Source organism: Paenibacillus sp. J22P15 (assembly GCF_056269345.1).
On sequence record NZ_JBWDNT010000001.1, the window covers coordinates 481,170 to 507,566 of the forward strand.

Below are 26,397 nucleotides of genomic sequence, written 5' to 3' on the forward strand. Positions count from 1 at the left end.
GTATGCATGATCACGGATAGGCGTTCATCTCGGTGCCATGATGATCATTACAAGGAGGTAGCTTATGATTAAGCGGAGTGTTTCGTTATTATTACTCTCAATAATGCTTCTGACGGCTGGCTGTGGTATTATGGATGAAGTAGGTCAAACGGTAAATTTTGCAACGGAGACTACGGGTTATATTCAAACGTTGACGGATTTCGGACAAGATATGAATACACTCGCAGAGCAAGCGTTGACGGATTTGGATAAAAGGACTGATTTAAAGGAGAGGCTGCTTGCACTTAAGGAGCAGGTCATCCAATATGGAGAGCTTCAGGTTCCAGATTACGCGAAAGAACTTCATCAATCGATTGCGGATTATAATGCAACGTTGCAACAGGGAATTGATCAAGCTCTTACTAATATTGAGCAGGGCAGAGCTGTTTTTGAATCAACGGGTATTCCAGATACGATTAACAAAATTAACGAGCTATTAAATCAAATCAATCAGCTCGCACCGTAATGTACGAATAGAAGGGAAGAACAGAATTGATTAACATCAATGTAATACAAGCGACGATGACTTACTCGAAGGAAGACGGTTATGTAGGCAATATTCATTTCGGAGTAGAAGGTCATAAGAATGAGTATGAAATAGCACTTCACAGCAAGAGAGGCAAAGAGTGGGGCTACGGATTGTTCTTCCTTCATGAATCAGGCAAAGAGGAAGAACTTCTTGCTCTAGAGGATATGTTAGAAGAGGACGACGAGTTATTTGATTTCTTCATTGAAACAGCCAAGGAAAAGCTGGTAAAGGAAGAGAATCAAGAAGTGCAAGAATAACAGTTTATTAGAAAAGCTCATGCAATCACACGTATTAGGTGTGTATGCATGAGCTTTTTTCGTTAATGTCCACTTGATTAAGTTAAGCCTGAATTTCGAATAATTAATGTACTTTCTTCGTTCAAACCGATAAAGGATACCTTCTTATCCAGCTGTTCATATTTGCTTTTCACTTTCGCAATAGAGGTCACGGCTGTTTGATCCCATACATGAGAGCTGCTGAAGTCAAGTGTTACATGTGAAGGATCATTGGTGTAATCAAAAAGTGAGACGAAACGGCTAGTTGTACCGAAGAACAACTGACCGGATACTTTGTAAGTGTGAGTCTGCGAATGGTTGATTTCAGTTGAAACAGTAATTTTCGCCATTTTTGCAACAAACACAAAAGCGCTGAGAACAACGCCGGCAAATACACCTTTAGATAAATCATGAGTAAAAAATACAATGACGACAGTAAAGATCATGATTAGAGCATCGGAGCGCGGAACCTTATGAATGTGAAAAATAGATTTCCAATCGAATGTACTGATGGACACCATAATCATCACACCAACTAATGCAGCCATCGGAATTTTATTTACGACATCACTTAAGGTCATGATGAGCAATAGAAGGACAGAACCTGCTACTAAAGTAGATAGTCTAGTGCGGCCACCTGACTTCACGTTAATAATGGATTGACCGATCAATGCACAGCCTGCCATACCGCCGAAGAAGCCTGTGACGATGTTTGCGATACCTTGACCGCGTACTTCTTTGTTTTTGTTGCTCGTCGTATCAGTCATTTCATCCAAAACTGAGGCAGTTAAGAGTGACTCCAAAATTCCGACAATGGCGAGTGAGAAGGAATATGGCAAAATGATCCACAGCGTTTTGAGCGAGAATAACGTTTCTGGAATGTGAAACATGGGCAGCGTGCTTTCAATTAATCCTCTATCGCCTACCGTCTTGAGATCAGCACCTATCACTACAGCGATAAGGGATACGATGATAATAGCGGCTAGCGGTGAAGGAATGACCTTTGTGAATCTGGGTAGTGTATAGATAATGACTAATGTTAGTGCAACGAGTGCATACATGACCCAAGTAGCTCCAACAAAGTGCACAAGCTGAGCAGTGAAGACGAGAATCCCTAGTGAATTAACAAATCCGAGCATGACGGATTGCGGTACAAATTGAATGAGCTGTCCTAGCTTCAATACACCCATGATGTATTGCAAGACACCTGCCAAAATAGTAGCAGCGAATAAATACTCGACGCCGTGGTCTTTGACTAGAGAGACCAGCAGCAATGCCATCGCGCCAGTTGCAGCTGAGATCATACCGGGTCTTCCGCCAACGATGGAAATAATGACTGCAATGCAGAAGGACGCATACAGTCCGACCATTGGTCCAACACCCACCATTAATGAAAAAGAGATGGATTCCGGAATAAGCGCTAGTGCAACTGTAATGCCAGCCAAGATGTCGGCTCGAACATTCGAGAACCAGGATTTTTTGATGATTGCAAGCAAAGCAAATAAACCTCCTATTAAAAACTAAGTTGACTTTCCACTTTCAGAAAAGTCGGAGCCGATACACACTGAGCGTTATTATACAACAGTTAGCGAGATTACATCTCTTTTTGACCTTACGATAAAGCGGTTACATTTACTTAAATCACGTCATTACTCCTGTTATCTTGTTTTTCGGCAGCATGCTGAAAAATAAAATAACCATCGCATTATGCGATGGTTATTGAGGTGCATTTGGTCACATTGGACGTTCCATTTGTTCTTTTTTGGCTTCCTTATTTTGTTTTGTTTTAACATACCTGTAAGCAAGATAAGCAAAGACTACGACAATAAGCGCATAAATAATCCAATTGCCATATTGATTGATATTTTTGGATAAATCCTGTACCTTATCCCCAACGAATGATCCAATAATAAAGTAGATGAGTGTCCATACAAATGCAGATGGATAGGCGAAGAGGGCAAATCGCTTATAGGGCATGCGATTCATTCCCATTACATAAGGTGTGGCATGTCTTAAGAAGGGAAGGAATATGCTAAAACAGATTGCATATCCGCCATACTGCTCACCGAGCTGCTCGGACTTAGCTACGAACTTGCTAATGTTTTTTTTGCTGCTAAACCAGTGGGATAGCTTGCTGCCCGCAAATCTCCCGATGCTATATCCGAATGTCATGGCTGAGCATATACCAAGACAGGTCATTATAAAAGCAGGTATCGGCAATAGAACACCAGATTCCGCTAAGGCGCCGCCAGTCATGACGACCGCTTCATTAGGGATGGGCAATCCAATTAAACCGAGACATAAGAGAAGAAATAAAGCATAATATCCAATGGAATCTATTATTTCCAATAATAAGTCATACATTTCTCAACATCCTTACTTTCCAAAAAATAGAATTTTAAATAAATCACTTCAAACATGTTAACACATCTGAGTGCGAATGGATACTTGTCATACGCACGACTACCGGAAAGGATTCAAATTTAACCATTTCGTAACTAATTGCTTTTGACAAACAGTTACAATAAGGAGTAGGTTTTATGTGTATGAAGGGGCGGCTAATCTCATGTTTGATTTCCAGCAAAAGGTGGAGGCATTACGACGATACGAACCACTATGTTATACAATATGCGTCACAATGCTTATAGAAGAACAAGCTGCATGCAAAACTGCTGAAAAGGTATTGTGCCAGCTTTTTGGTGAACGTGATTTTTGGATGACAGCTGAATCCGACCGTTCACAATACATATTGCGAGTATGTACGAATCTTTGCTTGCAAAAGAGAGATTTTCGTTTATCGAAAACGTCATAATTTCAAATAAATACGTTGATATTTCATGCTTACAGCGATCATAATAGAAAGATCGTGTGAATGAGTTAGATAGTAAAGACTATTCACGGAAAGGATGAACAATGAACGCTGAACAGACTCGCAAAAAAGTTACCATTGCATTGTTCGTCGCCACATTTCTTGCAGCAATTGAGGGGACGATCGTTAGTACGGCTATGCCGAGCATTACAGGGGAGCTGCAAGGTATTCAACATTACAGTTGGATCATTTCGATTTATTTGCTTGCAACCGTCATCACAACTCCAGTGTATGGCAAATTATCTGATCTCTACGGTCGCAAGAAAATATTCATTATTGGCGCATTGATTTTCCTCGCAGGCTCCATGCTCTCTGGCATTGCTCAAACGATGAACCAGCTAATCGTTTTTCGTGCACTTCAAGGTCTAGGAGCAGGAGCGCTTACGACAATCCCTTATACGATCATTGGTGATCTATATTCGTTCGAGAAGCGAGCTAAGGTACAAGGCTGGATGTCGAGCATATGGGGTATTGCAGGTATATCCGGCCCGTTAGTTGGCGGCTTGCTCGTCGATTATGTTTCGTGGCGGGCTATATTTTATATGAATCTTCCGTTTGGTATTGTAGCTATTTATTTGCTTTCAACATCGCTAAAAGAAACGTTGGAGAAGAAGAAAAGGCATATCGACTACCCTGGCATCATCACCTTTACAATCGCTATGTTCAGCTTACTGTACGCAATGACTCTTCTTCGTGATACGGAGAGTGGAACTAGCTCATCATGGACGATAGGCTTTTTATTCGGAATAGCCGTAATATTTTTCATCATATTTGCTCGAATTGAAAGACGTTCTCCTGAACCGATCATTCCCTTCCAGTTATTTCGGAATCCGATTATAAGTATGGCGAATTTAAGCAGTTTTTTATTATGTGTAATCAATGTCGTCGTTATATTCTATTTACCATTATGGATTCAAGGTGTTTACGGTAAACCTGCTACGTATTCGGGTCTTGCTATGATACCACTCTCGATTGCATGGCCGCTTGGGTCAATATTGGCTGGGAATTGGATAGCAAAAAAAGGATTGCGTTACATCAGCGTTGCTGGTGCATGCTTCTTATTAGTTAGCAGCATAGGCTTCGCGTTCATGACAGCTTTAACCTCAATTGCATTATTTATCATTTATACATTTTTGGCAGGTCTTTCGTTCGGTTTATCACTAACCTCAATAACGGTTGCTGTATCCTCAGCTGTTGGCTGGGAACTTCGTGGTTCAGCGGTCGCCAGCAACAATTTCATTCGTACACTTGGCCAGACCATCGGGATTACTATTTTTGGTTTGCTGCTCCATACAGGGCATGCGGATTTGATTGACTCCACCGTACTAGCGGGAAGCTTACATACAATATTTGTTTGGGTAGCTCTTTTGTCGGTACTTGTTTTGTTTGTTTCCATTGGCATGCCTAAACTAAAGCAAGCTGATCAGCAGCAAAGAAACGCTTCTTAGAAAGGTTGATTAAGCTGATGAACCACATAAATTTGGCTGCTTATAACGAGCAGCTTGCTGAGTGGAAGATGAAGTCGGTCATCGTTCTAAAGGGAGAAACGCTACTAGGTGAATGGTATGAGAGCGGACAAGATTCAATGGGTTCGCTCTATTCCTGTACCAAAAGCGTTTTGTCCGCATTGATCGGTATCGCGATTGAAAACCGATTTTTGGAAAGTGTAGACCAGCCTATCACCGATTACTTGGAGCATCCAGCAGAAATCAACGATGCGCTTAGCCAAATTTCGATTAAGCATCTGCTGACAATGACACCTGGTTTCGATTGGCCTGATTTTGACAAGCCGTATAAAGCGTTAAAGGCTTCGAAGGATCCTATCCAATTTGTATTTAATCAACCGCTGATATCCGAGCCGGGGACGGCATTTGCTTATAATTCAGGTGGATCTCATCTACTGTCGGCGATTTTGACTAATGCAACGGGGATGTCGGCGCTCTCGTTCGCCAGAGATTATATATTCGGACCACTTGGCTTTCATAGTGCACAATGGATGGAACGAGCCGGCGTCAATGAAGGCGGGACCGGGCTGTCTTTGTATGGGAGAGATCTTGCAAGAATAGGCAGTTTGTTCGCTCAAAATGGTTATTATAATAATCAACGATTGTTATCTACAGCCTGGGTAGAAGAATCCACGAAGCTGCATCATCGCGGTCTGATGCAATATGAACCGCCAATTTACGGGGGGTACGGCTATCATTGGTGGCATTCGCCCGAAAGTCATAATGGACAATGTGATTGTTATTTTGCTTTTGGCCATGGGGGTCAATATTTGTTGGTCGTACCGCAGCATGAGCTGGTTATCGTTATTCGAAAAAAAGTTACGAAGCGGAATGATGCAATCTGGTCTAGGAAGCTCATTTTTGAGCATATTATTCCAGCGTGTTTAGAAACCGATAAGCCATTAAATGTTTGAGAGTGAATGAATATACCGAAAGGGGAATTGGCGATGACGTTAAAACATGAACAATCGGCAGCAATGAGGACGTTATTGTCACAGCTGCCCAAGGTCGATTTGCATGTGCATCTAGACGGGAGCATAAAGCCGGCTACGTTAAGAGAACTGGCTAAGGAGCAAGGAAACCGCTTGACACTGGATTCAGAGTCGGAGCTGCTTTCACATATGCAGGTGGGAGAAAACTGTGAGAGCTTGAAGGAGTATTTAGACAAATTCAGCTTTGTGTTGCCGTATTTGCAGACAGGAGCAGCAATTGAGAGAGTAGCATACGAACTTGTTGAGCAAGCGGCTATTGAAAACGTAAGCTATATTGAGGTGCGCTTTGCTCCACAGCTGCATCGCGAGCAAGGTTTATCCAATCATGATGTTATTGTGCATGTGCTTGATGGCTTGAAACGCGGTGAGGAAGCATTCGGAACCGTTGCTAGAGCAATCATTATTTGTATGAGACATCATTCCTATGAATTGAATAAGGACGTTGTCCAGGAGGCAGCGCGTTTTTATAAAAAAGGTGTCGTTGCCGTTGATTTGGCTGGTGACGAGGCGGGTTTTCCCGCTAACTTATTTTTGCAGCTGTTTGCGGAGGCTCAGCAGCTAGGCTTACCGATTACGATCCATGCGGGTGAAGCGGCAGGTGCGGAAAACGTTCGTGTAGCGATCATGGGCTTAGGGGCTGTGCGAATCGGTCATGGTGTAAGGATGCTGGAGGACTCTGATGTCGTTGCACTTGTGAAAGAGCGTCAAATTCCACTGGAGATGTGCCCGCTCAGCAACATTCAGACGAAAGCAGTTTCGGATTGGGAGTCGTATCCATTACGCCGTTATTTGGAGGACGGTATCATGGTTACGGTGAACACCGATAATAGGACGGTCTCCAATACGACGATCGTGAAAGAATACGAGCTATTGGTTGAGCATTGCGGTTTAACATTAAATGATATCGCAAAAATCACAATGAATGGCGCAAAGGCTGCTTTCTTGGAGGAAACTGAGAAAAGTTTACTGATTGCAAAGCTAGAAAGAGAATGGTTAGCAATGGGGCTTCTTATTTAGAAGCTTGTTGATTCAACTTTTAAGTAAGAAGGCTTCACGTCTAAAATAGACGTGAAGCCTTTATTGTTTTAGTTCCTAAATCCTTGAATTTATTGAAAATCTTTCTTCTGATCGGTGACAGATAGCCATTACTCGATATCCCAACCATTTACTACTAAATCCTGTGCACGTTGAACTTTGTAATCCCTTACATCATGAACTAAGATGGAAAAAGTTATAAAAAGTGTGTTCGGGAGGGATTCACATTAGTCCAGTTAAACGATATTTACTATGGGCAAAACCTTATTGGTGGTCGATAGGACTTATCATTTTGTTAGGGATGATTCAATTTGTTGCACCTCTGTCTACTCCGATTTATACACAGATTTTGCTTGACGATGTATTGGCTGGTAAAGGGGATTGGAGTCTTTATCAAATTGTAAGTATTATGGCTCTTATTTTATTATTTGGTGTCATTATCAGCTTTCTAAGAAATTACTTCTCAGCCATTTTAGGCAATCGTATGATGAAGGATTTACGGGAACAGTTGTATCATCATTTGCAAAAGATGCCGGTTAGTTTCTATGATCAGCGGCAGGTGGGCGGGATTTCTTCTAGAGTGATCCATGATATTGGCGGGGCTCAAAACTTAATCGGCGGAGGCATCATCAATCTCGTACTCGATTTGTTCATGGTATTATTTGCAGGTTTTCTATTATTTCGCATGAATGTTTACTTAGCGTCACTATCGCTCATCATATTGCCTTTCTACTATTTGTCCTTTACGAATATGAATGTGCATATCCGCCTTGCATGGCGATCAGTTCATCGACAAATGGAGCGAATTTCGGGAACACTTGTAGAACGTATGGCAGGAATTCGTATCGTTCAGGCTTTCAATGGCGAGAGGCAGGAGCGGGTTCGATTCGGCAAGCAGGCGAAGCAGCATTACAGCCATACGGTGTATGCCCATTTATTCTCGAACATACTTGGCAGGCTTAGTGAGACGTTTGCACACATCGGAGTTATCATTATTTGGCTTGGCGGGGGTGCCTTAGTGCTTGCCGGTAAAATGACAGCAGGTGAAATCATTGCGTTTCAATTGCTGCTCGGTAATCTTTATGGGCCGATACAACGATTCGCTGACGTCAATGTCACGATTCAAAACTCGATTACGAATATCGAGCGAGTATTTGAAATGCTTGACGAGAAACCAGCGATTAAGGAAACGGATGCTGCGCTGCCTATGCCAACTTGCACAGGACATGTGGTGTTTGTCGATGTCTCGTATAACTATAAAACACGCAATGTGACTCCTCAGCAAACGGCTGCAGGTATAGAAGACACAGACATCATCGAACGTGAAAAAGCATCAAAACGCTTCTACTGGAAGCCGACGAATATACATCCGTTTCCTCCTGAAGTAACGATCGAAGAAAGACAAGGAATTAAGGATATTACATTTGAAGCACGTTCTGGCGAAGTAATTGCGCTAGTTGGACCAAGCGGCGCCGGTAAATCGACATTGATCAACTTAATTCCTCGCTTTTATGAACCAGTCGAGGGTGCGGTGTTTATTGACGGCAACGATGTGCGCGATTATAACTTGGATGATCTGCGTAAGCATATCGCTTTGGTATTGCAGGAGAATATTCTCTTCTCCGGTACGATCAGAGATAATCTAGTGTATGGTCGGCCCGATGCGACTGAAGAGGAGGTAATTGCCGCAGCAAAAGCGGCGAATGCCCATGATTTCATTATCGCGTTTAAGGATGGTTATGAAGCTGTGATCGGTGAAAGAGGTATGCGGTTATCAGGCGGACAGAAGCAAAGGCTGGCTATTGCTAGAGCCATTCTAAAGGATCCGAAGATTCTGATTCTAGATGAAGCGACATCTGCTCTGGACTCTGAATCGGAAGCAATGGTAACTGAGGCGTTGGAGCGTCTTATGGTAGGAAGGACGACGTTCGTTATCGCCCACCGACTAGCCACTGTAGTACGTGCAAACCAGATACTGGTCATCGATGATGGGAAAATTGTACAACGAGGGAGCCATCGTGCACTGCTTCGCGAAGGCGGCCTTTATCGTAAATTGTACGAACAGCAATTAAAGGCGATGAAGCCGGAGGAAATGACGGGTTTGGCTCAATAGTGTGACGCAAGAAGGGGCTATTCCAAAAGTCATCAAAGATGACGATGGGATAGCCCCTTTCTATTCAGAACAAAACTAGATCTATTAACTACTTGGAAGCGGATGCAAGGTATACGACTGGGAAGTGCTCACCAGACATAATATCACCCTCATTGACTGTTACATAAGGGACCATAGGATGGTTGTTCGATGGTGCATAAGTCGTATGACCCGGCATATAATGAACGGCGATTGCTCTGCGTTTCAGATCAGAACGATTGTGGGGGCTTCCATGCCAAGTGAGGCTGTGATGGTAACCGACCTGCCCTTTCTTAATTTCGAATGGCTGAGCTTCCACTACCGCACCTTCCGGCAGTAATTCAGGTTTTTTATGATATGGTTTGAAATCAGGTGTGCTTGCCAAATATTTCTGCTGATTTCCCCACCTGTGACTGCCAGGAACCATCCACATGCAGCCATTCTCGATGACAGCATCGTCGAGTGCAACCCAAGCGCTGACAAGATCAGCGGGCTGGATAACGGGCCATAATGGATGATCTTGATGCCATGGCGTAGGGCCGCCTGTTACAGGCGGTTTATATTGAATCTGATCATGCCATACACGAACGGTATCGGTTTTGCATAATTGGGCAATCTCTTCACAAATAACGGGATGTCCGGCATGCTGCAAATAGGCATCGCTTGCCATCCAGATGTTAACGATTTGGATCACCTTTTCACTGACGCTCATTTTCATTCCTTTATATAGATTGTCAGCTTCATCACTTCGCATATTATGGTTCAGGACCGGTTTCTTGACCGCTTTCCCCTCCATAACCAAATCGAGCTCTTCACGTAAACGCTCTACCTCAGCGTCGTTTAAAATGACATCGCCTTTCAAAAAACCATTTTTCTCGAACTCGGCTAACTGTGCAGTATTCAACATGGTCTTGCACCTCTTCTCAAGCTTGATTATGATTTGTTCATAGACTAATCATAATCACATCGTGGATAATTGTATTTTCCTAAATCAATGAATCATTTGTGTTTTTCTTATATTAAGGAGAGTAGGAGCCCATATGTCTATCATCGAGTTGGAGAAATTAGCGCCAACGGTCAACTTTGCAGTCAGGCAAACGGCGGAAGCGGGCGAGAATTGGGGAATAAGAGTTATTCCAGACTATCAAATCATGCACGTGATGACGGGCTGTGCCGAGTTGTACATAAATAACCAATCCTATACGATCCGTGCTGGGGAATGTGTTTACTATGGCCCGGATTGTCAGACCTATTTATCTGTAAGCGAGAAGACGGACTTCTTCAGCATTCATTTTAACTGGCAGCAGTCTTCACCCGAGCCCATTCATCCTGGACTTGGAATACGATATTCAGACAAGTGGCCGCCTATTGGTTTATCTAATAACCCCATTCTCGCCAGTGGAGCTTCAGGGCAGCTTATTATGCCGACATTATTTGATGTTCCTGGGTTGGAAGCGACATGGACAAGGATGGTTAAGGAATATAAGTGGGAGCAGCCCGGTTATGCAATGGCACTTCGTGCCTTGATGATGCAGGCCATCACTCAGATCTATCGGCATCTGCTCGAAGGGAGTGTCCACAACAACGCGAATAGCAAAATAGATGCGGCAATGTTAGCGATGCAGATGAAGTCAGACTATAACTGGTCGGTAGCAGAGCTGGCCTCATTATGCGGCTATCATCCCATTCATTTCTCTAAGCTGTTCAAAGAAGAGGTTGGTCTCACGCCTAAACATTTCATTATTAGAGAGCGGATCAAGAAAGCAAAGCAGGCTCTTCTACTTGGCGAGAAAATGGAATCGCTTTCGATAAGGCTCGGTTTCAAAAGTATCCATTATTTCAGTCATCAATTTAAAGAATTTACCGGTCTAACACCGTCCCAGTATCGTATGCAGGGCGAGCTGAAGAGGAAATCCAAGTTCAATAAGGAAGAATGACGTTTCATAATGATACTTATGTTGCTATACTGATTGGATATCATTTTTACGTTTAGATTAAAGGTGGAGATAAAATGGTTGAGGCGTTCAGTCGTGCGCAAGAATTATTCACTGCCAACTACGGCAATTATTTTCAAATGCATCGCAATGGGACATTAGAGGAGTATAAAACCTACGATATATCCAAGGAAACAGAAGTTGGATGGTACGAGGCGATGATTGCTAATAACGTTAGTGAGCTATCGATTAGAGATTGGGACGCTGTTCTTCGATTACTGATGATTGCTAAAAACTATCCTGTTAGCACGATTTTGGACCAAGTCATTTCCTTTGCTAATCGGCATGTCATGTCCTCAGATAGCATTGTAAAGCTGATGTATGCGGAGAATATCATTGAAATCATTAAGCTGGTAAAAAATAAATCGGATATCGAGCTGCTTCACAAAGCCTATAAATCAGCTGCGCAACTACTTGATGATGTCATGTCGAGTCCTTTAATTATCGATCCAGGTCATGATTTGCAATCATTAAACTTAAAGGATAAAAAATCCTTGAATAATAGAGCAGCTCAAAATATTGAATCCATTAAGCAATTGCTCGCTGAGGATCAAGGAGAGTAGGGTATGAATGAGAGAGTAGCCAGAATAAGAGATGAAGAGAAAAAATATCATGAAGCGTGCTATGACGATTACAAATTGTTTGAGGAAGGCTCATGGCTGCATAAGCCAGTGTTGACTGTTATGAACAACCTTGCTTTATTTCATCAAGCTGCTCCTCTCTCTGTGCTCGATTTGGGCTGCGGTGTCGGAAGAAACAGTATTCCGATCGCGAAGGTTATACAGGAGCAACATAATCAAGGAAAGGTAGTCTGTGTAGATTTATTAAAATCTGCGTTAGATAAGCTTATGCTATATGGTGAGCAATATAGAGTACTTGAGCTGTTACATCCAATTGCTTGCGATATTGGTGAATATGTCATTCCTACTAATGAATTTGATTTTATTGTTGCGGTATCCTCGCTTGAACATGTGAAATCAGAAAAGGTACTGGAAGACGTCTTAAATCAAATGAATGTTGGAACGAAAGAACTAGGCATTAATTGCATCATTATTGGCACCAACATAGAAGAGGTCGATAAGGAAAGTGGGGAAAGCTTAGAGCCTCTTATCGAGATCAATATGGAAACAATAGCGATGGAGCAGTTGCTGCGAAATGCTTATACAGGCTGGGATGTTCTGGACACACATGTCAAAAATCTTGAATTTACGATCGTTAGAAACGAACGGGAAATTTTATTGAAAAGCAATTGTTTGACTTTTGTTGTTCGGAAGAGTTGTTAAAGAGTCAACAGAGACGAAAAGTAACTAATTCGGAAATAGAAGTTGAATATCGTAAAGCGAATCGTTACTATAGAACAATGCTCGATCAAGGCGAACGTGGAGTAAATCGCTTAATTGAAAAGTTTGATTTAACAAATAGGAGGAACATCATGTCTAACTTAATGAATGACAAAGTAATCGTAATTATGGGTGTAGCCAATGAACGCAGCATTGCATGGGGAGTGGCAAAGTCGCTGCACAATCAAGGGGCAAAGCTTATTTTCACCTATCGGAAGGAAAGATCATTAGAAAAACTTAAAAAACTTCTGGAGCAGCATCAAATTGAAGCGTTGCAGGCCGTCACTTGTGACGTGCTCGATGATAACAGTGTAGTCGAGGCTTTCAAAGCGATAGAGCAGCAAACAGGCGTAATTCATGGTGTTGTGCATTCGGTTGCTTTTGCCGAGAAGGACGAGCTGCAAGGGGAGTATGTGGATACGACCAGAGACGGTTATCTCCTAGCACAAAACTCAAGCTCGTACTCCTTGGTAGCAGTGGCCCGCGAAGCGAAGAAGCTTATGACAGAGGGCGGAAGCATTGTCACTCAAACGTATATTGGCGCAGAACGTGTAGTGAAAAACTATAATGTGATGGGCGTAGCGAAAGCAGCGCTTGAAGCTAGCGTGATGTATCTCGCTGAGGATCTGGGCAAATACGGTATTCGCGTGAATGCGGTGTCTGCTGGGCCGATCCGTACGCTTGCCGCTAAAGGCGTATCGGGCTTCAATGACATTATGTCCACGATCGAAGAACGGGCTCCTCTTCGCCGCAATATCGATCAAGACGAGGTTGGCGATGCTACGATGTTTTTACTCAGCCAATTGTCAAGAGGTATTACAGGCGAAGTGCTCCACGTTGATGCAGGTTATCATATTCTTGCTTTGTAATTTTAAAGCTAAAACAAAGGCTCAGATCTTATATAGAGGTCTGAGCCTTAATTTGTTGAATCCACTATTTCGCCTTTAAGGCGGCTTTAATCTGATTATTGACTGCTTTCACATCAATGGATGGAATTGCTTCATCTGAAAGCTTATATTTTTCTTTTAATCGCAAAATACGATGTACGCTGTTATCTATACTTTCCCTTGAAATGACGCCATCGCGAGCGGCATTCTTCAACGATTTGAGGACAGAAACTTGTGTATCATAGCCATGTCCAATAAGGATAATATCGGTTCCGGCTTGTACCGATGTGACTGCGGCTTCTCCAACTTTAAAATGATCTGTAATACCGCCCATCGTCATATCATCTGTAATGACGACACCCTCATAGCCAAGATCCTCACGCAGCAAATCCGAGATTACTGTTTTTGAAAGGGAAGCTGGGTACGATTTATCGATTTTCGGGATCAATAAATGTGCAATCATAATCGCATCCGCCTCTTGTGCAATAGCTTCAACGAAAGGAAGCAGTTCGAATGCTTTAAGCTCATTTAATGATTTATTTACGACAGGCAAATCAAGATGAGAGTCAACTGACGTATCGCCATGGCCTGGAAAATGCTTGACCACCGCAGCAACTTGCTTGGATTGAAGAGCTTTCATCGTTTGAATGCCGTGTTTTGTGACTGCTGCTATGTCTGTGCCGTAGGAGCGATTGCCGATAACCGGATTTTTCGGATTGCTGTTAATATCGAGTACAGGTGCAAAATCCATATTAAAGCCTAGAGAACTCACTACTACCCCAAGCGCTTGTCCAATTTGATAAGTGTAATCGGCATTGCCTGCTTTCCCAACATCGGCTGCAGGTGGAAGCTTGGTGAATTCCGCGGGCATACGATTCACTTTACCGCCTTCTTGATCAAGACTTAGCCAAAGAGGTGTTTGGTTTTCTTGATTTTGTGCCTTCAGCTGATTAAGTAAGGTTAAAATTTGTGAAGCATCTTTCATATTATCTTTATATAAAATAAACCCGCCAACATGGTAAGTTTCAATCAGCTCTTTGGCAGGTTTCTTTAAAGCAGTGCCTTCTATGCCGACGATCACCATTTGGCCTATTTTTTCATCCAGCGTCATGTTAGCTATTCGTGCTCGGAGCGGATCACCTTGTTCAGCGGGTTCGACTGTCGGCTTGTCATCAGGCGTATTCGAGGGCTGCACGCTTGGACTTATCGCTGGGCTAGGAGCAGGAACTGTATTTCTAGATGTGTTATTCGTGCTGCAACTTGAACAAAGGATTAAAAGTGTAACGATTGTAATAGCTTTTCTGATTATCATAATTACCTCCTTCGTTGTGGATCAACTTAATGAAATCCCATATTTAATCGAATACTCATATTTTTTCCATCATAAGCTTTATAGGTTAGGAATGCTACCTGACCTATTCGAAGTTAAGGAGGACGATGATGGAAGAGCAGTCTCGTGATTCAAAAAGCTACAGTTACGTCCCACAGCCCATAAGACAAAGTGATGGAGCGGGCAATGTTGACAAAGGTCCTCGTGATATTATGCGCGATATTGAAAATCCTAATATGCTCGTTCCGCCAATAACGGATTCGGGACTGCTTCCGAATTTGAAGTTTTCTTTCTCCGATACTCATATGCAGTTGAATCAAGGAGGCTGGTCTCGCGAGATTACAGTTCGGGATTTGCCGATCGCAACTACACTTGCTGGCGTCAATATGAGTCTTACAGCTGGCGGTGTGCGCGAAATGCATTGGCATCAACAAGCGGAATGGGCATATATGCTGCTGGGTCATGCGCGAATTACTTCCGTTGACCAAGCGGGACGTAATTTTATTGCTGACGTCGGCGAGGGAGATCTTTGGTATTTTCCAGCAGGTATCCCTCACTCCATTCAGGGGCTGGAGGGAGGTTGTGAATTTCTGCTTGTTTTTGATGATGGAAGCTTCTCCGATCTGAGTACACTGTCGATCTCAGACTGGTTTGCACATACACCTAAGGAAGTGCTGTCTGCTAATTTTGGTGTTCCGGAAAGTGCGTTTCAGCACATTCCTTCCGGTCAGGTTTATATTTATCAAGATAAGGTGCCAGGTTCCATCGAGAGTCAAAAGGTACAATCGCCAAATGGGGAGATTCCTGTCAGCTTTAAACATCGTTTACTTGCTCAACCTCCCCTTATAACGTCAGGCGGTAACGTTCGGATTGTGGACTCCTCGAACTTTCCAATCTCCAAAACGATTGCTGCCGCCTTAGTTGAGATATTACCCGGTGGAATGCGGGAGCTTCATTGGCATCCGAACAATGATGAGTGGCAATATTATATTGCAGGTAAGGGGCGGATGACTGTATTTGCCGGAAACGGGGTTGCTCGTACATTTGACTACCGAGCGGGCGACGTCGGTTATGTACCTTTTGCCTATGGACATTACATTCAAAATACAGGCAGCGATTCACTTTGGTTTTTGGAGATGTTCAAAAGCGATCGCTTTGTGGATGTCTCGTTAAACCAATGGATGGCATTAACTCCGCATGAGCTAGTTCAGACGAATTTGAATGTAGGGCCAGAGCTGCTTGATGCGCTTCGAAAAGAGAAGCAGCCCGTCGTCAAATACCCAGGCTTTTCATATCAACCCAAATAAAATAGCTCACTAAACAAAGAAGATTTCACGAAAAGTCCTTTTGGGCTTTAGGAGAAATCTTCTTTATTTATTTAATCTGTTCTCTTCCAAAACAGCAATGTGTTAAAGTATACCTATGATCATAGGATCAGTTGGAGGAGAACGTCGATGGAGATCGAAAACATGCTCAAATATAATATTTGCTTCATAAAACGCGGGAATGAAATTTTATTACTAAATCGAGAGAAATCCAGTTGGATGGGCTGCTGGAATGGAATAGGCGGCAAGCTTGATCCGCAGGAATCACCGCGAGAATCTATGATTAGAGAAATGGAAGAAGAAACAGGGATTAGCCAATATGATTTGCAATTTAAAGGTTTGATTACGTGGAAAGGTGATGATTTTAATTTTGGCGGTATGTATGCTTATATCGCTGAAGTTCCAAGTAACTTCAATTATGCCACGCCGAAGAAAACAGATGAGGGAATTTTGGATTGGAAAAAAATCGATTGGATTATGGACAAGGACAATGTCGGTATCGTATCGAATATTCCTTTAGTGCTCCCTATGATGCTGAAGGATGACAATTGCTATGACCATAATTGCAGGTATAAACACGGGAATTTAATAGAATTAAATCATAACAAAATAGCATCAAGCATCGAATGGGATGATTTTGAACGAGAGCAATATTTGCAGAAGTGTGTGACAAAACAAGAAGCGTTTAGATAAGGGATTAAATGTAGAGAGGATGAGTCGATTGATTAAAGCGCTGGTCTTTGATTTTGACGGTCTTATTATTGATACAGAAACACCTTCCTATTATGCTTTTCGTCAGGTTTATGAGGAGTATGGGTTAGATCTGCCCGTAGAGCTGTATGCCAAATGTGTAGGGACATCCTTGGATCATTTTAATCCATATACCTATATTGCTGAATGTGTTGCAGAGCCTATTGACTTACAGGTTGTAAAATCTAAATTTAATCTATTATACACTGAGCGTCTTAAGTCAGCAGTGATTCGTCCAGGTGTCATCGACTATTTAGAGGATGCGAAGCAACTAGGTCTCAAAATCGGTCTGGCATCCAGTTCGATGCTTGCATGGATTGAGCCGTATTTGGTTAAGCATCAATTAGCCGATTATTTTGACAGCTTTAGTACGGCGGATGAAGTAGAAAAGGTTAAGCCAGAGCCGGACTTGTATTTGCTATCCATACAAAAGCTTGGCGTTGAAGCAACAGAAGCGATTTCATTCGAGGATTCGCTAAATGGATATTTAGCAGCTAAAGCAGCTGGTTTGCATACAGTCATTGTTCCTAACGAGCTAACGAAGGATTTTGCTTTCATTGATTATGATTTACTTATCTCGTCTATGGCTGATAGAAGCTTAGCGAAGGTTATTGAAACGATAGAACGCAAGCCACAGCTTTTCATTTAAACTAGAATCTACAGAATTGAGGAGTAAAATTGAAATTCAGACCTTGTATTGATTTGCATGATGGTAAAGTGAAACAAATTGTTGGTGAAACACTGAACACCGAGATTATAGAAAACTTTGTATCCAAACAAGATTCTGCTTATTATGCTGAGCTATTTAAGAAGGATGCGTTAACGGGCGGTCACGTCATTATGCTTGGCAGCGGTAATGAAGCAGCAGCCGTTCGTGCTCTGGCGCAATATCCTGGTGGATTGCAAATTGGCGGGGGGATTACTGCAGATAATGCAGCTTATTATTTGGAGAAGGGTGCATCGCATATTATTGTAACATCGTACATTTTCAAAGATGGTCAGCTCAATGAAGATCATCTTGCCAAAATCGTCGCTGAAGTCGGTAAAGACCGATTAGTGATCGATCTTAGCTGCAAGGAGAAGGATGGTCAATGGTTTGTCGTAACGAATCAATGGAAACAATTCAGTGAATTCGCAGTGAACCAACAAAACATCGCTTACCTTGAGCAATATTGCAACGAGTTTCTTGTACATGCAGTCGATGTAGAAGGCAAACAAAGCGGCATTCAGCAAAGTCTCGTTAGCTCATTAGCGGATTGGGTAAGTATACCAACGACTTATGCCGGCGGGGCAAGATCAATTGCCGATATGGATCAATTTAATAAGCTTTCAAACGGTAAGCTGGATATTACGATAGGAAGCGCGCTTGATATTTTTGGCGGACAATTGTCGTATGAAGAAGTGGTTGCTTACAGTAATCGAGCATAGATTGATCTTATTGGAGGAAGGTAGAAAATGAGACCAGATCATTATAAGCTCATGTACGATTTTGTAAAATGGGCTGGTGCGCAATCCTATATAGATGGCATCGCATTGGTGGGGCCATGCGCAGATGATGAGAATGAGGAGGATACGAACTTGAGCTTCCTCATCGTTTCGGATAAGAAGCAGAAAACAATAGAAGCCATTCTCCATCAATTTCAGCATGATGCAATTGAGCAAGCAACGAATGAGGAATGGCGCTTGTTTAGCTCCCTGAAAATCGAGTATGGAAGCGGGCTCGAGGCGGATTTTGGCGTTGCTGATACAGAATGGCTTCAGATGCCTTTGGATCAGGTGCTGGGCAATGAGTTAATGAAAGGCTTTAAAGTGATTTGGGAGCGTGAAGCGTTGTTCGATGGTATTATGAATGCAATTGCTAATCATGCGATGGAAAATTAAATTAATAAGTAGTTTTATAGAACAACAAACAAGCCATTTTTTGCAAATGGCTTGTTTGTTGTTTTTTTTATGATCAAAATGAGAATGAAACGAGGTGACAGGGTATCGTTTTGTGAAAAAACCATCTACCCCACAATCTCTTTAAGTTATATAATCATGGAAATAAAGGAGGCGACTATGGAGCAGATGAAGACAGTACTGTTAGATCAACGGGATTTAGACAGTGAACAGTTGGCATGGTTGTGCGTAAAGCCGATTTTGGAAGGGGTCCGAGGGAGAGCGGCGTCTGTTAAAGCAGAGGCATATATTCAATTAAATGAAGGACAACAGGCGTTATATATCTTTTTTGCATTTCATAATCATACTAATACAATAGCTGAATTTTATTGGTTCGCGTCCTATTTTATAAGTGAGCTAAAGGGCTGGCCAACACTTACTAAAGGACTTCAGTTTTTTGAAGAGGAACAACTATTACTAACGTGCAAAGAGATCGAAAAGCTCATAGAAGCGTATAACAAACAGGCAGATGGATCTTGGCGGCAAGCGCTAGCTTCTGATATTGAACAGGATGAGGAGCTGCTAGTGAAGGTAACTGCTTTATATGAACGTTATCAGCCACTAGCTAAACAAAGTATTCAGCGTATGAATCAGCATATAAGAAATCACAAAGAACATTTTCTTGAACAGAGTAAGTAACAAGCGAGAATAGAAGGAGTTGCTGCCATAATGATTCACTATCAAAATAATAAAGATTTGTCAGCGCTAGACCTATCACAAGTATTTTTAAATTCGGGAATCAAAAGACCGTATCACGATTTAAAGCGTCTACAAAAAATGATTGATCATGCAGATATTATCATTAGTGCTTGGGACGATAATAAATTAATCGGAGTAGCTCGTGCGATAACAGACTATTCGTATTGCTGCTACCTTTCTGATTTAGCTGTCGATCATGATTACCAAAGGTTAGGAATTGGCAAGGAGCTGGTAGAACGATTAAGACAAACGCTTGGTTCGGAGGTTTCACTCGTCTTGCTATCTGCCCCAACAGCAGTACAATATTATCCTCGAATCGGCTTTACACAAACGGATAGAGGTTATGTCATCGCTAGAGAAAAATAAAGGCATCATGAACAGCTGCCACGAAGAGCAATTGTCCTCTCTTTCCGCGGGAGAGGACAAAGCGATACACCGCTTGCGAATGATGATTTAGTGTTCCTCTATCCGATCTATCAGCTGCAAGTTGACTTTTGATAATGATAATTGTTATCATAAATTAAATCGTGAAGTGAGCGTCATATTCGCTTCATGCCAATTTACCATCCTACAGGGGGAACAATAGTGATTAATCGCAACAAGAGATTCATTCTACTACTTATGAGTTTGACCGTAATGACTCTATCGTTAGCAGCATGCGGCGGAAACAATACTGCTAATAATGAACCTGCACCTTCAGAAGCCGGAGCAGAAAGAAAACTAACCGATGGACTAGGCCACGAAGTAACTATACCTGCTAATCCAGAGCGTATCATTGCATCATACCTAGAAGATCACTTGGTAGCCTTAGGTATTAAACCAGTAGCGCAATGGTCCGTTCCAAATGGCATACAAGATTACTTGCATGAAGCACTTGCTGATGTGCCTACAATATCGTATGATCTTCCATTCGAAGCGGTAACAAGCTTTGAACCAGATCTAATTATTATGGCAAATGATTCGAGTATTGAAGGTGATAAGTTCGCGCAATACTCGAAAATTGCTCCAACCTTTACCATTGGAGATACAATGATTGCTGATTGGCGTGTTACTTTGTTGAAAATCGGTGAAGTTGTAGGAAAGAGTGAAGAAGCTCAAAAAGCATTAGATAATTATGATGCTAAAGCGAAAGAAGCTAAAGAAAAATTACAAAATGCAGCAGCTGGTGAATCGGCAGCAGCCCTTTGGTTTGTAGCAGGTTCCTTTTATGTCGTAAGTGAAAAACTTTCAAGCGGTGATCTTCTTTATAATCAACTAGGATTGGCAGTTCCAGCGGTTGTAAAAGAAATTTCTGCATCAGGGACTGGCAACTGGAATCCGATCTCACTTGAAAAATTAGCTGAGCTAGACGCCGATCACTTGTTCCTCGTTAACAGCGGAACAGAAACGGATTCTAAAGCATTAAGCGATCCGATTTGGAAAAATATACCTGCTGTGAAAAACGGCAATATTTATGAATACTCTGGTACATCAAGCTGGTTGTATGCGGGTACGATTGCTTACTCGCAAGTTATTGATGATGTATTGGAAAGCATTGTGAAATAAGATTGACGAAGATAAACAGAGGGCTGTACCAACATGCGATTAAAGCATAAGGTACGGTCCTTTTTCCTATGCCTAGACTTCCGTACCATTCAGAATCCATGTATAATCGTGGAAGATACGATACTGGACAAGGATGTGTTAACTGATGACTTTTCATATGAAGCCAATAATTCCGATTCTTCGAATATTTGATGAAGCAAAGGCACGAGATTTTTATTTTGATTTTTTGGAATTTAAATGTGATTGGGAGCATCGTTTTGAGCCAGACATGCCTCTTTATATGCAAATATCGAATGGCGACTGCGTTATCCATCTATCGGAGCACTATGGCGATTGTTCGCCTGGTTCTGCCATTCGTATCGAAGTAGATAATGCCAAAGCGCTGCAGGAGCATTTATTAAGTAAAACATATAAGTTTGCAAGACCAGGCTTTTGTAAGGAATGGAATGAAGTGAGCATTACCGATCCGTTCGGCAATCGGCTTCATTTCTATACTCAGAAGACGGAAGATAATTAGCATCGTGTGCTGCACGATCGTTAGTAAAGGAGGTCAGTTTTATGGATTACATGATTTTAAATATAGCGAGAGAATTAGCAATTGCTGCAGCTTATGAAGCGGGTCGACTTACTCGGGAAAGGTTCGGGACATTAGATCACTATGAAGAGAAAGGTGATCATGGTGATATCGTAACGGAAGTCGATCATTTGGCAGAGAATATTATTTTGAATAAAATTCGGCAAGTGTTCCCTGACCACAAGATTCGATCAGAGGAGTTCGGGGAAAATGACCAGATAAGCGAGTGGATGTGGTTAGTCGATCCGCTAGATGGGACGAATAATTTTGCTGTTGGGCTGCCATTGTTTGGCATTTCGATTACGCTGGCGTATCATCGCAATCCAGTATTAGCTGTTATTTATGAGCCGATGACGGATCGTATGTACGTCGCAAGCTCAGGAGAAGGCAGTCTGTGTAACACTAAGCTATTGCACATAGAAGAGGCTAAAGCGTTTACTAAAGCGAGAGTTGGCTGGATACAAGGACATGCTGTGCAAAATGAACCGCGTGCCGTTAAACTCAGACATTACATAGACGTTAATACGAAGCGCATGATGCGCTTATGGGCACCAACTCTACAATGGACGATGCTTGCAAGAGGAGATATGGATGCAATCATTGTCTACAACTCTGAAGGTGAGGATTTGTATTCTGGCATTCTGATGGTAAAGGAAGCGGGCGGTGTTATCATTGATTATGAAGGAAATCCATTTACAGGCATGAATGAGCAGCCCTATTTAATTGCTTGCCGCCCTGAACATCAGTCTTATTTTATTAACCTTGTGAAAGAAGGATTGGCTTAGTATTTTGAATGATCACGTTATTCATAACAAGGATGGAATGATCCTTATTTGAACAAATTAAGGAAAAAAGGTTTAAGACATTGATCGGCCTGTTAAGGAGAGACATCATGGTAGAAGCACTCATAGGAAGCTTTATCTCGGCAATGGCTACCGTGCTGGGCGCGGTTCCGCTGCTCTTTGTTAAAAGTCTTTCCGAGAAATGGAAGGACGTACTTATTGCTTTTACCGCTGGCATAATGGTATCTGCATCAACCTTTGGTCTATTACCGCAAGCGCTTAAGGAATCTGGATTAATCCCGTTGACACTTGGACTGCTTATTGGCGTCATCACGCTTGACCTAATAGAAAAGAATCTCCCCCATATTGATATTGAGCAAAAGAGAGGGATATCTTCCTTCGACAACAAGTCGTTGCTCGTTATATTTGCATTAATCCTTCATAATATCCCGGAAGGCTTAAGCACAGGCTTTAGTTATGCAAGTACGAATGCTGGGCTTGGCCCGATGGTGGCCATTGCAATTGGTGCTCAGAACATGCCTGAAGGGCTTGTTCTGGCTATATTCCTCATGCATTCAAAGGTAAGCAAAATTAAGCTTATGCTCATCGTTACACTGACTGGACTCATGGAAGTCGTATCTGCGATTGCAGGCTATTTCGCGGCAAGTTACGTGGAAGGTATTATTGGTTATGGACTTGCGTTTGCCTCAGGCGCGATGTTGTTCATTGTCTACAAGGAGCTTATTCCTGAATCGCATGGACATGGCTTTGAGCGATCAGCTACCTATTCCTTTATTATTGGGTTGTTGGTAATGATTTATATTAGTCACTTCTTTGGATAATCTTTATAAATTTGTTTTTTTATTTCGAATGGATGCATTTTCTTACTCGTTTTAATGGTTTTTTCGGATTTATTCGTTTACAATGGACGTTAGAAAAAAAGGAGGTATCATAATATGTCGAAGATTAACAGGATGCTGCTAGATGTAGATACAGGCATAGATGATGCTTTAGCTATTTTATATGCTTTACTTAGTCCTGAGATTAGAGTAGAGGGCATCACAACTGGATTTGGGAATATCGATGTCGAACAAGCAACAGAAAACACATTGCGTGTCATTCAAGTTGCAAATTGCGGATATGAGGTTCCTGTAGCCGTTGGTGCCGCAGGCCCGCTTAAACGCGTGTTCCCGGGCTCCGTTCCTCATGTACATGGACATAATGGAATAGGGGATGCGACTCTGCCACCGTCTCCACAGAGGCCTGTAGATGAAACCGCTGCAGAGTTCATCGTTAAGAAGGTAAATGAGAGTCCTGGCGAGCTTATTCTTGTCACTGTTGGAAGACTTACGAATTTGGCTCATGCGTTGCAACTTGATCCTTCTATTGTAACGAAGTTCAAGAAGGTCGTTATTATGGGCGGAAACGTATTCGTACCTGGCAACATTACTCCGGTAAGCGAAGCTAATCTGTATGGAGATCCAGAAGCGGCAGCTCTTGTATTTGAATCGGTACTTCCGATTACAATTGTAGGCTTAGATGTGACGCAGCAGACTAGACTCACGAGAGAGCATATGAAGCAATTATCCAGTGAAATTGCAGATGACAAGCGAAACATCTTACAGTTCTTGGATGTCGCTTTAGAGCGTTACTTTGAGTTCTACAAGTTCTCCAATGACTTTGATGGTGAATGCCCGATGCATGATCCGTTAGCTGTACTTGTGGCTGTAAATCCGTCACTCGTCAAAATAGAAACAATGAATGCGATAATTGACTGTGGGGATGGCTTAACAGCTGGGATGATTATTACTGATCGAAGAGTACGCTCGATCGTAGGCCGTCCCGTTGATTTCTGCTTAGAAGTAGAACAGGATCTAGCCATATCACAACTATTATCGGTGTTTAAATAGGAGTAAAGTTTGAAGACCGCTTCAGCAGATGTAACTGCTGTAGTGGTCTTTTTTATGAGATTGAACTTATTGGGGTGAATGATGTATAAAAATGCTCGGATTCACGGGTATAGAACACTTGTTCTGGTCACAAAATAAGAGAAATGATATGTTATTTGTATATTCGAATAATATTTTCTAGATAATAGGTGTGAGCAGCAGCTTTTTCCTTATCATTTGTACGAATTGGTCAAAAAAACAAGGTTTTTAGTCATATTATGCCTGTTTTCAATGATGAGAACGTGTGTTCGTTTATTGGGGTGGCGAGTAATTCCTTGTCGTTTCATTGAAGAAAAAAGAGACAATTGAACAATTGAACCGTATAAAATAGACAAGGCAGCCCGCATAAATGGGACTGCCTTAGCTGGAGATTAGCAGCTTTTGTCCTTTTTCTTCGGAATAGCTTCATCGTTTCGGCTGCGTTTGTCACCAAATTGGTCGAGTCGAGAAGGGCTTGCAGCAGGACCATCGTTATCGGGCTTACTGTTTCTACCTGTCAATATCATCACCTCCAGCAAGCTTAGGGTGAGCAGGATAGGTCCATTTCATACCTGTATGAAGGATGAAGATCAGAATAAACGTCTGTGGATTCAACCATAATATCGTAGATGTAATTTTTTCTAAAAGTGTTCATTTATTCGGAATATGGAGTGTGTAACGCATTGAATTTTACTTTTATTTTTACACGTGCATTTGTGATAAGTTTATTGGCTGCGATTGGGTTTATATGGATTTCTATTTGGATTGGGGATCAGAATATTTCTAGTTTTGATCGGAACATTATTAGTTACATTCAAGGAATGGAATCGGCCGCTCTTACGGCCATTATGAAGTTTTTTTCATGGATTGGATCAGCACTTGTCGTCTCAATTCTTGGTGTCATGATGTTAGTTGTATTAGCTAAATTACAATATCGAAGGGAATTATTGTTGTACATTGGTATTTTGCTTGGATCAACTATTTTGAATACAGTATTGAAGCAGATCTTTCAGAGAATCCGGCCAACAATAAATCAAATCGTTGAAGTACATGGGTATAGCTTTCCGAGTGGGCACTCCATGGCGGCTTTCACTTTTTATGGAATAATGACATTTTTATTATGGAAGCATATACCAAGCGTTTACTTGCGTATTGTTCTGATTGCTTTTGGTGCCATCATGATTCTTTCTATTGGGATTAGTCGAATCTATCTTGGGGTTCATTATCCAAGCGATATCGTTGGCGGATATTTGGCTAGCACCACTTGGTTAGCAGCGTCGATTGGTTTGTATCAGCATATGCTAGAGAGACGAAGTCGTAAGCCGAAACGATAGATTGACTGTTTTTGACATGAACAGCAGTTATCAGATATAGTGGACGTCAATTACGCGGTATGAGGAGATATTATGAATTGGGTAGCTGTTCAGCATTATTATAAAGTGAAGCGTGAAATGACAAGTCTAGAACAAAAAACCGTTGTAGATGAACGTAGTATGTATTTGTATAAGGAGCGAATTGTTACGAAATACCGTGAATTCCCCATAGGAGAAGTACTTGATCTATCCTATAAACCGATAGGTGGAGCTGGTGGGATTTTTTATTTGCATACTCTGCAAGGGGTTTTCTCGTATACGGTATCTACAGATCCTGAGTTGTTCATTAGAGCATACAAAGGGTTAATTGATTCATTGTAAAAAGAGTAATTATTAAATTTATTTGAGATGAACCAACTTCAGAATCAAAGAATATGATCCGAATGCCGATAAGCTATTTGTCAAGTATTCGGCTTATTAACTATAAAGAGTATCATGAGTCATTTTGAATCAATATGTTATTAATAAAAATTAGGTATTGACATGCCAATAGAAAATTGGGATTATTAAATCATACACGATATATGCTTTATCTGTTGTGAAATATGAATGCAGAT

At 41.8% G+C, this 26,397-nt stretch carries 29 protein-coding genes; 24 read left to right on the forward strand and 5 right to left on the reverse strand.

Annotated features, from left to right (window positions below; genetic code table 11):
* Positions 1–64: 64 nt before the first annotated feature.
* Entirely contained in the window at positions 65–505 is a 441-nt protein-coding gene (locus tag AC0YN6_RS02275; RefSeq protein ID WP_475744801.1) for a DUF6376 family protein, read from the forward strand.
* Between the two features lie 26 nt (positions 506–531).
* Positions 532–825: a hypothetical protein gene (locus AC0YN6_RS02280; protein ID WP_475744803.1), complete on the forward strand. Its 294-nt coding sequence runs from the start codon at positions 532–534 to the stop codon at positions 823–825.
* A 77-nt stretch (positions 826–902) separates the two neighbouring features.
* Here the strand turns inward: AC0YN6_RS02280 and AC0YN6_RS02285 are convergent, their stop codons facing one another.
* Both AC0YN6_RS02285 and AC0YN6_RS02290 read right to left on the reverse strand, forming a co-directional pair.
* The gene (locus AC0YN6_RS02285; protein ID WP_475744804.1) at positions 903–2,339 is read right to left on the reverse strand and encodes a SulP family inorganic anion transporter; all 1,437 of its coding nucleotides are present in this window, start codon (positions 2,337–2,339) and stop codon (positions 903–905) included.
* Positions 2,340–2,577: 238 nt separating this feature from the next.
* On the reverse strand, positions 2,578–3,207 hold the full coding sequence (locus AC0YN6_RS02290; RefSeq protein WP_475744806.1) for a DedA family protein: 630 nt from the start codon (positions 3,205–3,207) through the stop codon (positions 2,578–2,580).
* A 549-nt stretch (positions 3,208–3,756) separates the two neighbouring features.
* Between AC0YN6_RS02290 and AC0YN6_RS02295 the strand changes: the two genes are divergently transcribed.
* From AC0YN6_RS02295 to AC0YN6_RS02310, 4 genes are all read left to right on the forward strand, one after another.
* Complete coding sequence (locus tag AC0YN6_RS02295; protein WP_475744808.1) at positions 3,757–5,160, forward strand: MDR family MFS transporter; 1,404 nt, start codon at positions 3,757–3,759, stop codon at positions 5,158–5,160.
* Positions 5,161–5,177: 17 nt separating this feature from the next.
* Positions 5,178–6,131 carry a serine hydrolase domain-containing protein gene (locus tag AC0YN6_RS02300; protein ID WP_475744810.1) on the forward strand — a complete coding sequence of 318 codons (954 nt, stop codon included), beginning with the start codon at positions 5,178–5,180 and terminating at the stop codon, positions 6,129–6,131.
* A gap of 33 nt (positions 6,132–6,164) precedes the next feature.
* The gene (add, locus tag AC0YN6_RS02305) at positions 6,165–7,226 is read left to right on the forward strand and encodes an adenosine deaminase (RefSeq protein WP_475744811.1); all 1,062 of its coding nucleotides are present in this window, start codon (positions 6,165–6,167) and stop codon (positions 7,224–7,226) included.
* A gap of 310 nt (positions 7,227–7,536) precedes the next feature.
* On the forward strand, positions 7,537–9,357 hold the full coding sequence (locus tag AC0YN6_RS02310; protein WP_475744813.1) for an ABC transporter ATP-binding protein: 1,821 nt from the start codon (positions 7,537–7,539) through the stop codon (positions 9,355–9,357).
* 88 nt (positions 9,358–9,445) lie between these two features.
* Here the strand turns inward: AC0YN6_RS02310 and AC0YN6_RS02315 are convergent, their stop codons facing one another.
* Complete coding sequence (locus AC0YN6_RS02315; protein ID WP_475744814.1) at positions 9,446–10,282, reverse strand: phytanoyl-CoA dioxygenase family protein; 837 nt, start codon at positions 10,280–10,282, stop codon at positions 9,446–9,448.
* A gap of 133 nt (positions 10,283–10,415) precedes the next feature.
* Between AC0YN6_RS02315 and AC0YN6_RS02320 the strand changes: the two genes are divergently transcribed.
* The 4 genes from AC0YN6_RS02320 (at position 10,416) to fabI (ending at position 13,578) form a co-directional block, all read left to right on the forward strand.
* Positions 10,416–11,312 (forward strand): AraC family transcriptional regulator, encoded by an 897-nt coding sequence (locus tag AC0YN6_RS02320; protein WP_475744816.1) that lies wholly within the window; start codon positions 10,416–10,418, stop codon positions 11,310–11,312.
* Positions 11,313–11,386: 74 nt separating this feature from the next.
* On the forward strand, positions 11,387–11,932 hold the full coding sequence (locus AC0YN6_RS02325) for a hypothetical protein (RefSeq protein ID WP_475744817.1): 546 nt from the start codon (positions 11,387–11,389) through the stop codon (positions 11,930–11,932).
* A gap of 3 nt (positions 11,933–11,935) precedes the next feature.
* Positions 11,936–12,652 (forward strand): class I SAM-dependent methyltransferase, encoded by a 717-nt coding sequence (locus AC0YN6_RS02330; RefSeq protein WP_475744819.1) that lies wholly within the window; start codon positions 11,936–11,938, stop codon positions 12,650–12,652.
* Positions 12,653–12,801: 149 nt separating this feature from the next.
* On the forward strand, positions 12,802–13,578 hold the full coding sequence (fabI, locus tag AC0YN6_RS02335; protein WP_475744821.1) for an enoyl-ACP reductase FabI: 777 nt from the start codon (positions 12,802–12,804) through the stop codon (positions 13,576–13,578).
* A gap of 64 nt (positions 13,579–13,642) precedes the next feature.
* On the opposite strand, the gene nagZ is transcribed toward fabI, so the two are convergent.
* Positions 13,643–14,908: a beta-N-acetylhexosaminidase gene (nagZ, locus tag AC0YN6_RS02340; RefSeq protein ID WP_475744822.1), complete on the reverse strand. Its 1,266-nt coding sequence runs from the start codon at positions 14,906–14,908 to the stop codon at positions 13,643–13,645.
* Between the two features lie 125 nt (positions 14,909–15,033).
* Here nagZ and AC0YN6_RS02345 point away from each other — a divergent pair, with 125 nt between their 5' ends.
* The 12 genes from AC0YN6_RS02345 (at position 15,034) to AC0YN6_RS02400 (ending at position 24,449) form a co-directional block, all read left to right on the forward strand.
* On the forward strand, positions 15,034–16,233 hold the full coding sequence (locus tag AC0YN6_RS02345) for an oxalate decarboxylase family bicupin (protein ID WP_475744824.1): 1,200 nt from the start codon (positions 15,034–15,036) through the stop codon (positions 16,231–16,233).
* Positions 16,234–16,380: 147 nt separating this feature from the next.
* A complete protein-coding gene (locus AC0YN6_RS02350) occupies positions 16,381–16,944 on the forward strand; it encodes an NUDIX hydrolase (RefSeq protein WP_475744825.1) in 564 nt (187 codons plus the stop codon).
* Between the two features lie 28 nt (positions 16,945–16,972).
* The gene (locus AC0YN6_RS02355) at positions 16,973–17,650 is read left to right on the forward strand and encodes an HAD family hydrolase (protein WP_475744827.1); all 678 of its coding nucleotides are present in this window, start codon (positions 16,973–16,975) and stop codon (positions 17,648–17,650) included.
* Positions 17,651–17,679: 29 nt separating this feature from the next.
* Positions 17,680–18,429, forward strand: coding sequence for a phosphoribosylformimino-5-aminoimidazole carboxamide ribotide isomerase (hisA, locus tag AC0YN6_RS02360; protein WP_475744829.1), 750 nt, complete (start codon positions 17,680–17,682; stop codon positions 18,427–18,429).
* 27 nt (positions 18,430–18,456) lie between these two features.
* Entirely contained in the window at positions 18,457–18,882 is a 426-nt protein-coding gene (locus AC0YN6_RS02365) for a hypothetical protein (protein ID WP_475744830.1), read from the forward strand.
* A 177-nt stretch (positions 18,883–19,059) separates the two neighbouring features.
* Positions 19,060–19,578: a hypothetical protein gene (locus AC0YN6_RS02370; RefSeq protein ID WP_475744832.1), complete on the forward strand. Its 519-nt coding sequence runs from the start codon at positions 19,060–19,062 to the stop codon at positions 19,576–19,578.
* A gap of 30 nt (positions 19,579–19,608) precedes the next feature.
* Complete coding sequence (locus AC0YN6_RS02375; protein WP_475744834.1) at positions 19,609–20,004, forward strand: GNAT family N-acetyltransferase; 396 nt, start codon at positions 19,609–19,611, stop codon at positions 20,002–20,004.
* A 219-nt stretch (positions 20,005–20,223) separates the two neighbouring features.
* Positions 20,224–21,183 (forward strand): iron-hydroxamate ABC transporter substrate-binding protein, encoded by a 960-nt coding sequence (locus AC0YN6_RS02380; protein ID WP_475744836.1) that lies wholly within the window; start codon positions 20,224–20,226, stop codon positions 21,181–21,183.
* 145 nt (positions 21,184–21,328) lie between these two features.
* Positions 21,329–21,700, forward strand: coding sequence for a glyoxalase superfamily protein (locus AC0YN6_RS02385; protein WP_475744837.1), 372 nt, complete (start codon positions 21,329–21,331; stop codon positions 21,698–21,700).
* Positions 21,701–21,741: 41 nt separating this feature from the next.
* The gene (locus tag AC0YN6_RS02390) at positions 21,742–22,542 is read left to right on the forward strand and encodes an inositol monophosphatase family protein (protein ID WP_475744839.1); all 801 of its coding nucleotides are present in this window, start codon (positions 21,742–21,744) and stop codon (positions 22,540–22,542) included.
* Positions 22,543–22,649: 107 nt separating this feature from the next.
* Positions 22,650–23,381 carry a ZIP family metal transporter gene (locus AC0YN6_RS02395; protein WP_475744841.1) on the forward strand — a complete coding sequence of 244 codons (732 nt, stop codon included), beginning with the start codon at positions 22,650–22,652 and terminating at the stop codon, positions 23,379–23,381.
* A 114-nt stretch (positions 23,382–23,495) separates the two neighbouring features.
* Complete coding sequence (locus AC0YN6_RS02400; RefSeq protein ID WP_475744842.1) at positions 23,496–24,449, forward strand: nucleoside hydrolase; 954 nt, start codon at positions 23,496–23,498, stop codon at positions 24,447–24,449.
* Between the two features lie 410 nt (positions 24,450–24,859).
* Here the strand turns inward: AC0YN6_RS02400 and AC0YN6_RS02405 are convergent, their stop codons facing one another.
* Positions 24,860–24,988 (reverse strand): hypothetical protein, encoded by a 129-nt coding sequence (locus tag AC0YN6_RS02405; RefSeq protein ID WP_475745537.1) that lies wholly within the window; start codon positions 24,986–24,988, stop codon positions 24,860–24,862.
* Positions 24,989–25,150: 162 nt separating this feature from the next.
* Between AC0YN6_RS02405 and AC0YN6_RS02410 the strand changes: the two genes are divergently transcribed.
* Positions 25,151–25,801: a phosphatase PAP2 family protein gene (locus tag AC0YN6_RS02410; RefSeq protein WP_475744843.1), complete on the forward strand. Its 651-nt coding sequence runs from the start codon at positions 25,151–25,153 to the stop codon at positions 25,799–25,801.
* A gap of 72 nt (positions 25,802–25,873) precedes the next feature.
* Complete coding sequence (locus tag AC0YN6_RS02415) at positions 25,874–26,161, forward strand: hypothetical protein (RefSeq protein ID WP_475744844.1); 288 nt, start codon at positions 25,874–25,876, stop codon at positions 26,159–26,161.
* Positions 26,162–26,397: the final 236 nt, after the last annotated feature.

Excerpts from the sequence above, each read along its gene's own strand:
- AC0YN6_RS02275 (WP_475744801.1), top strand. The coding sequence starts at position 65 with ATGATTAAGCGGAGTGTTTCGTTATTATTACTCTCAATAATGCTTCTG.
- AC0YN6_RS02290 (WP_475744806.1), bottom strand. The coding sequence starts at position 3,207 with ATGTATGACTTATTATTGGAAATAATAGATTCCATTGGATATTATGCT.
- AC0YN6_RS02295 (WP_475744808.1), top strand. The coding sequence starts at position 3,757 with ATGAACGCTGAACAGACTCGCAAAAAAGTTACCATTGCATTGTTCGTC.
- AC0YN6_RS02300 (WP_475744810.1), top strand. The coding sequence starts at position 5,178 with ATGAACCACATAAATTTGGCTGCTTATAACGAGCAGCTTGCTGAGTGG.
- add (WP_475744811.1), top strand. The coding sequence starts at position 6,165 with ATGACGTTAAAACATGAACAATCGGCAGCAATGAGGACGTTATTGTCA.
- AC0YN6_RS02315 (WP_475744814.1), bottom strand. The coding sequence starts at position 10,282 with ATGTTGAATACTGCACAGTTAGCCGAGTTCGAGAAAAATGGTTTTTTG.
- AC0YN6_RS02320 (WP_475744816.1), top strand. The coding sequence starts at position 10,416 with ATGTCTATCATCGAGTTGGAGAAATTAGCGCCAACGGTCAACTTTGCA.
- AC0YN6_RS02325 (WP_475744817.1), top strand. The coding sequence starts at position 11,387 with ATGGTTGAGGCGTTCAGTCGTGCGCAAGAATTATTCACTGCCAACTAC.
- AC0YN6_RS02330 (WP_475744819.1), top strand. The coding sequence starts at position 11,936 with ATGAATGAGAGAGTAGCCAGAATAAGAGATGAAGAGAAAAAATATCAT.
- fabI (WP_475744821.1), top strand. The coding sequence starts at position 12,802 with ATGTCTAACTTAATGAATGACAAAGTAATCGTAATTATGGGTGTAGCC.
- nagZ (WP_475744822.1), bottom strand. The coding sequence starts at position 14,908 with ATGATAATCAGAAAAGCTATTACAATCGTTACACTTTTAATCCTTTGT.
- AC0YN6_RS02345 (WP_475744824.1), top strand. The coding sequence starts at position 15,034 with ATGATGGAAGAGCAGTCTCGTGATTCAAAAAGCTACAGTTACGTCCCA.
- AC0YN6_RS02350 (WP_475744825.1), top strand. The coding sequence starts at position 16,381 with ATGGAGATCGAAAACATGCTCAAATATAATATTTGCTTCATAAAACGC.
- AC0YN6_RS02365 (WP_475744830.1), top strand. The coding sequence starts at position 18,457 with ATGAGACCAGATCATTATAAGCTCATGTACGATTTTGTAAAATGGGCT.
- AC0YN6_RS02370 (WP_475744832.1), top strand. The coding sequence starts at position 19,060 with ATGGAGCAGATGAAGACAGTACTGTTAGATCAACGGGATTTAGACAGT.
- AC0YN6_RS02375 (WP_475744834.1), top strand. The coding sequence starts at position 19,609 with ATGATTCACTATCAAAATAATAAAGATTTGTCAGCGCTAGACCTATCA.
- AC0YN6_RS02385 (WP_475744837.1), top strand. The coding sequence starts at position 21,329 with ATGACTTTTCATATGAAGCCAATAATTCCGATTCTTCGAATATTTGAT.
- AC0YN6_RS02390 (WP_475744839.1), top strand. The coding sequence starts at position 21,742 with ATGGATTACATGATTTTAAATATAGCGAGAGAATTAGCAATTGCTGCA.
- AC0YN6_RS02395 (WP_475744841.1), top strand. The coding sequence starts at position 22,650 with ATGGTAGAAGCACTCATAGGAAGCTTTATCTCGGCAATGGCTACCGTG.
- AC0YN6_RS02400 (WP_475744842.1), top strand. The coding sequence starts at position 23,496 with ATGTCGAAGATTAACAGGATGCTGCTAGATGTAGATACAGGCATAGAT.
- AC0YN6_RS02415 (WP_475744844.1), top strand. The coding sequence starts at position 25,874 with ATGAATTGGGTAGCTGTTCAGCATTATTATAAAGTGAAGCGTGAAATG.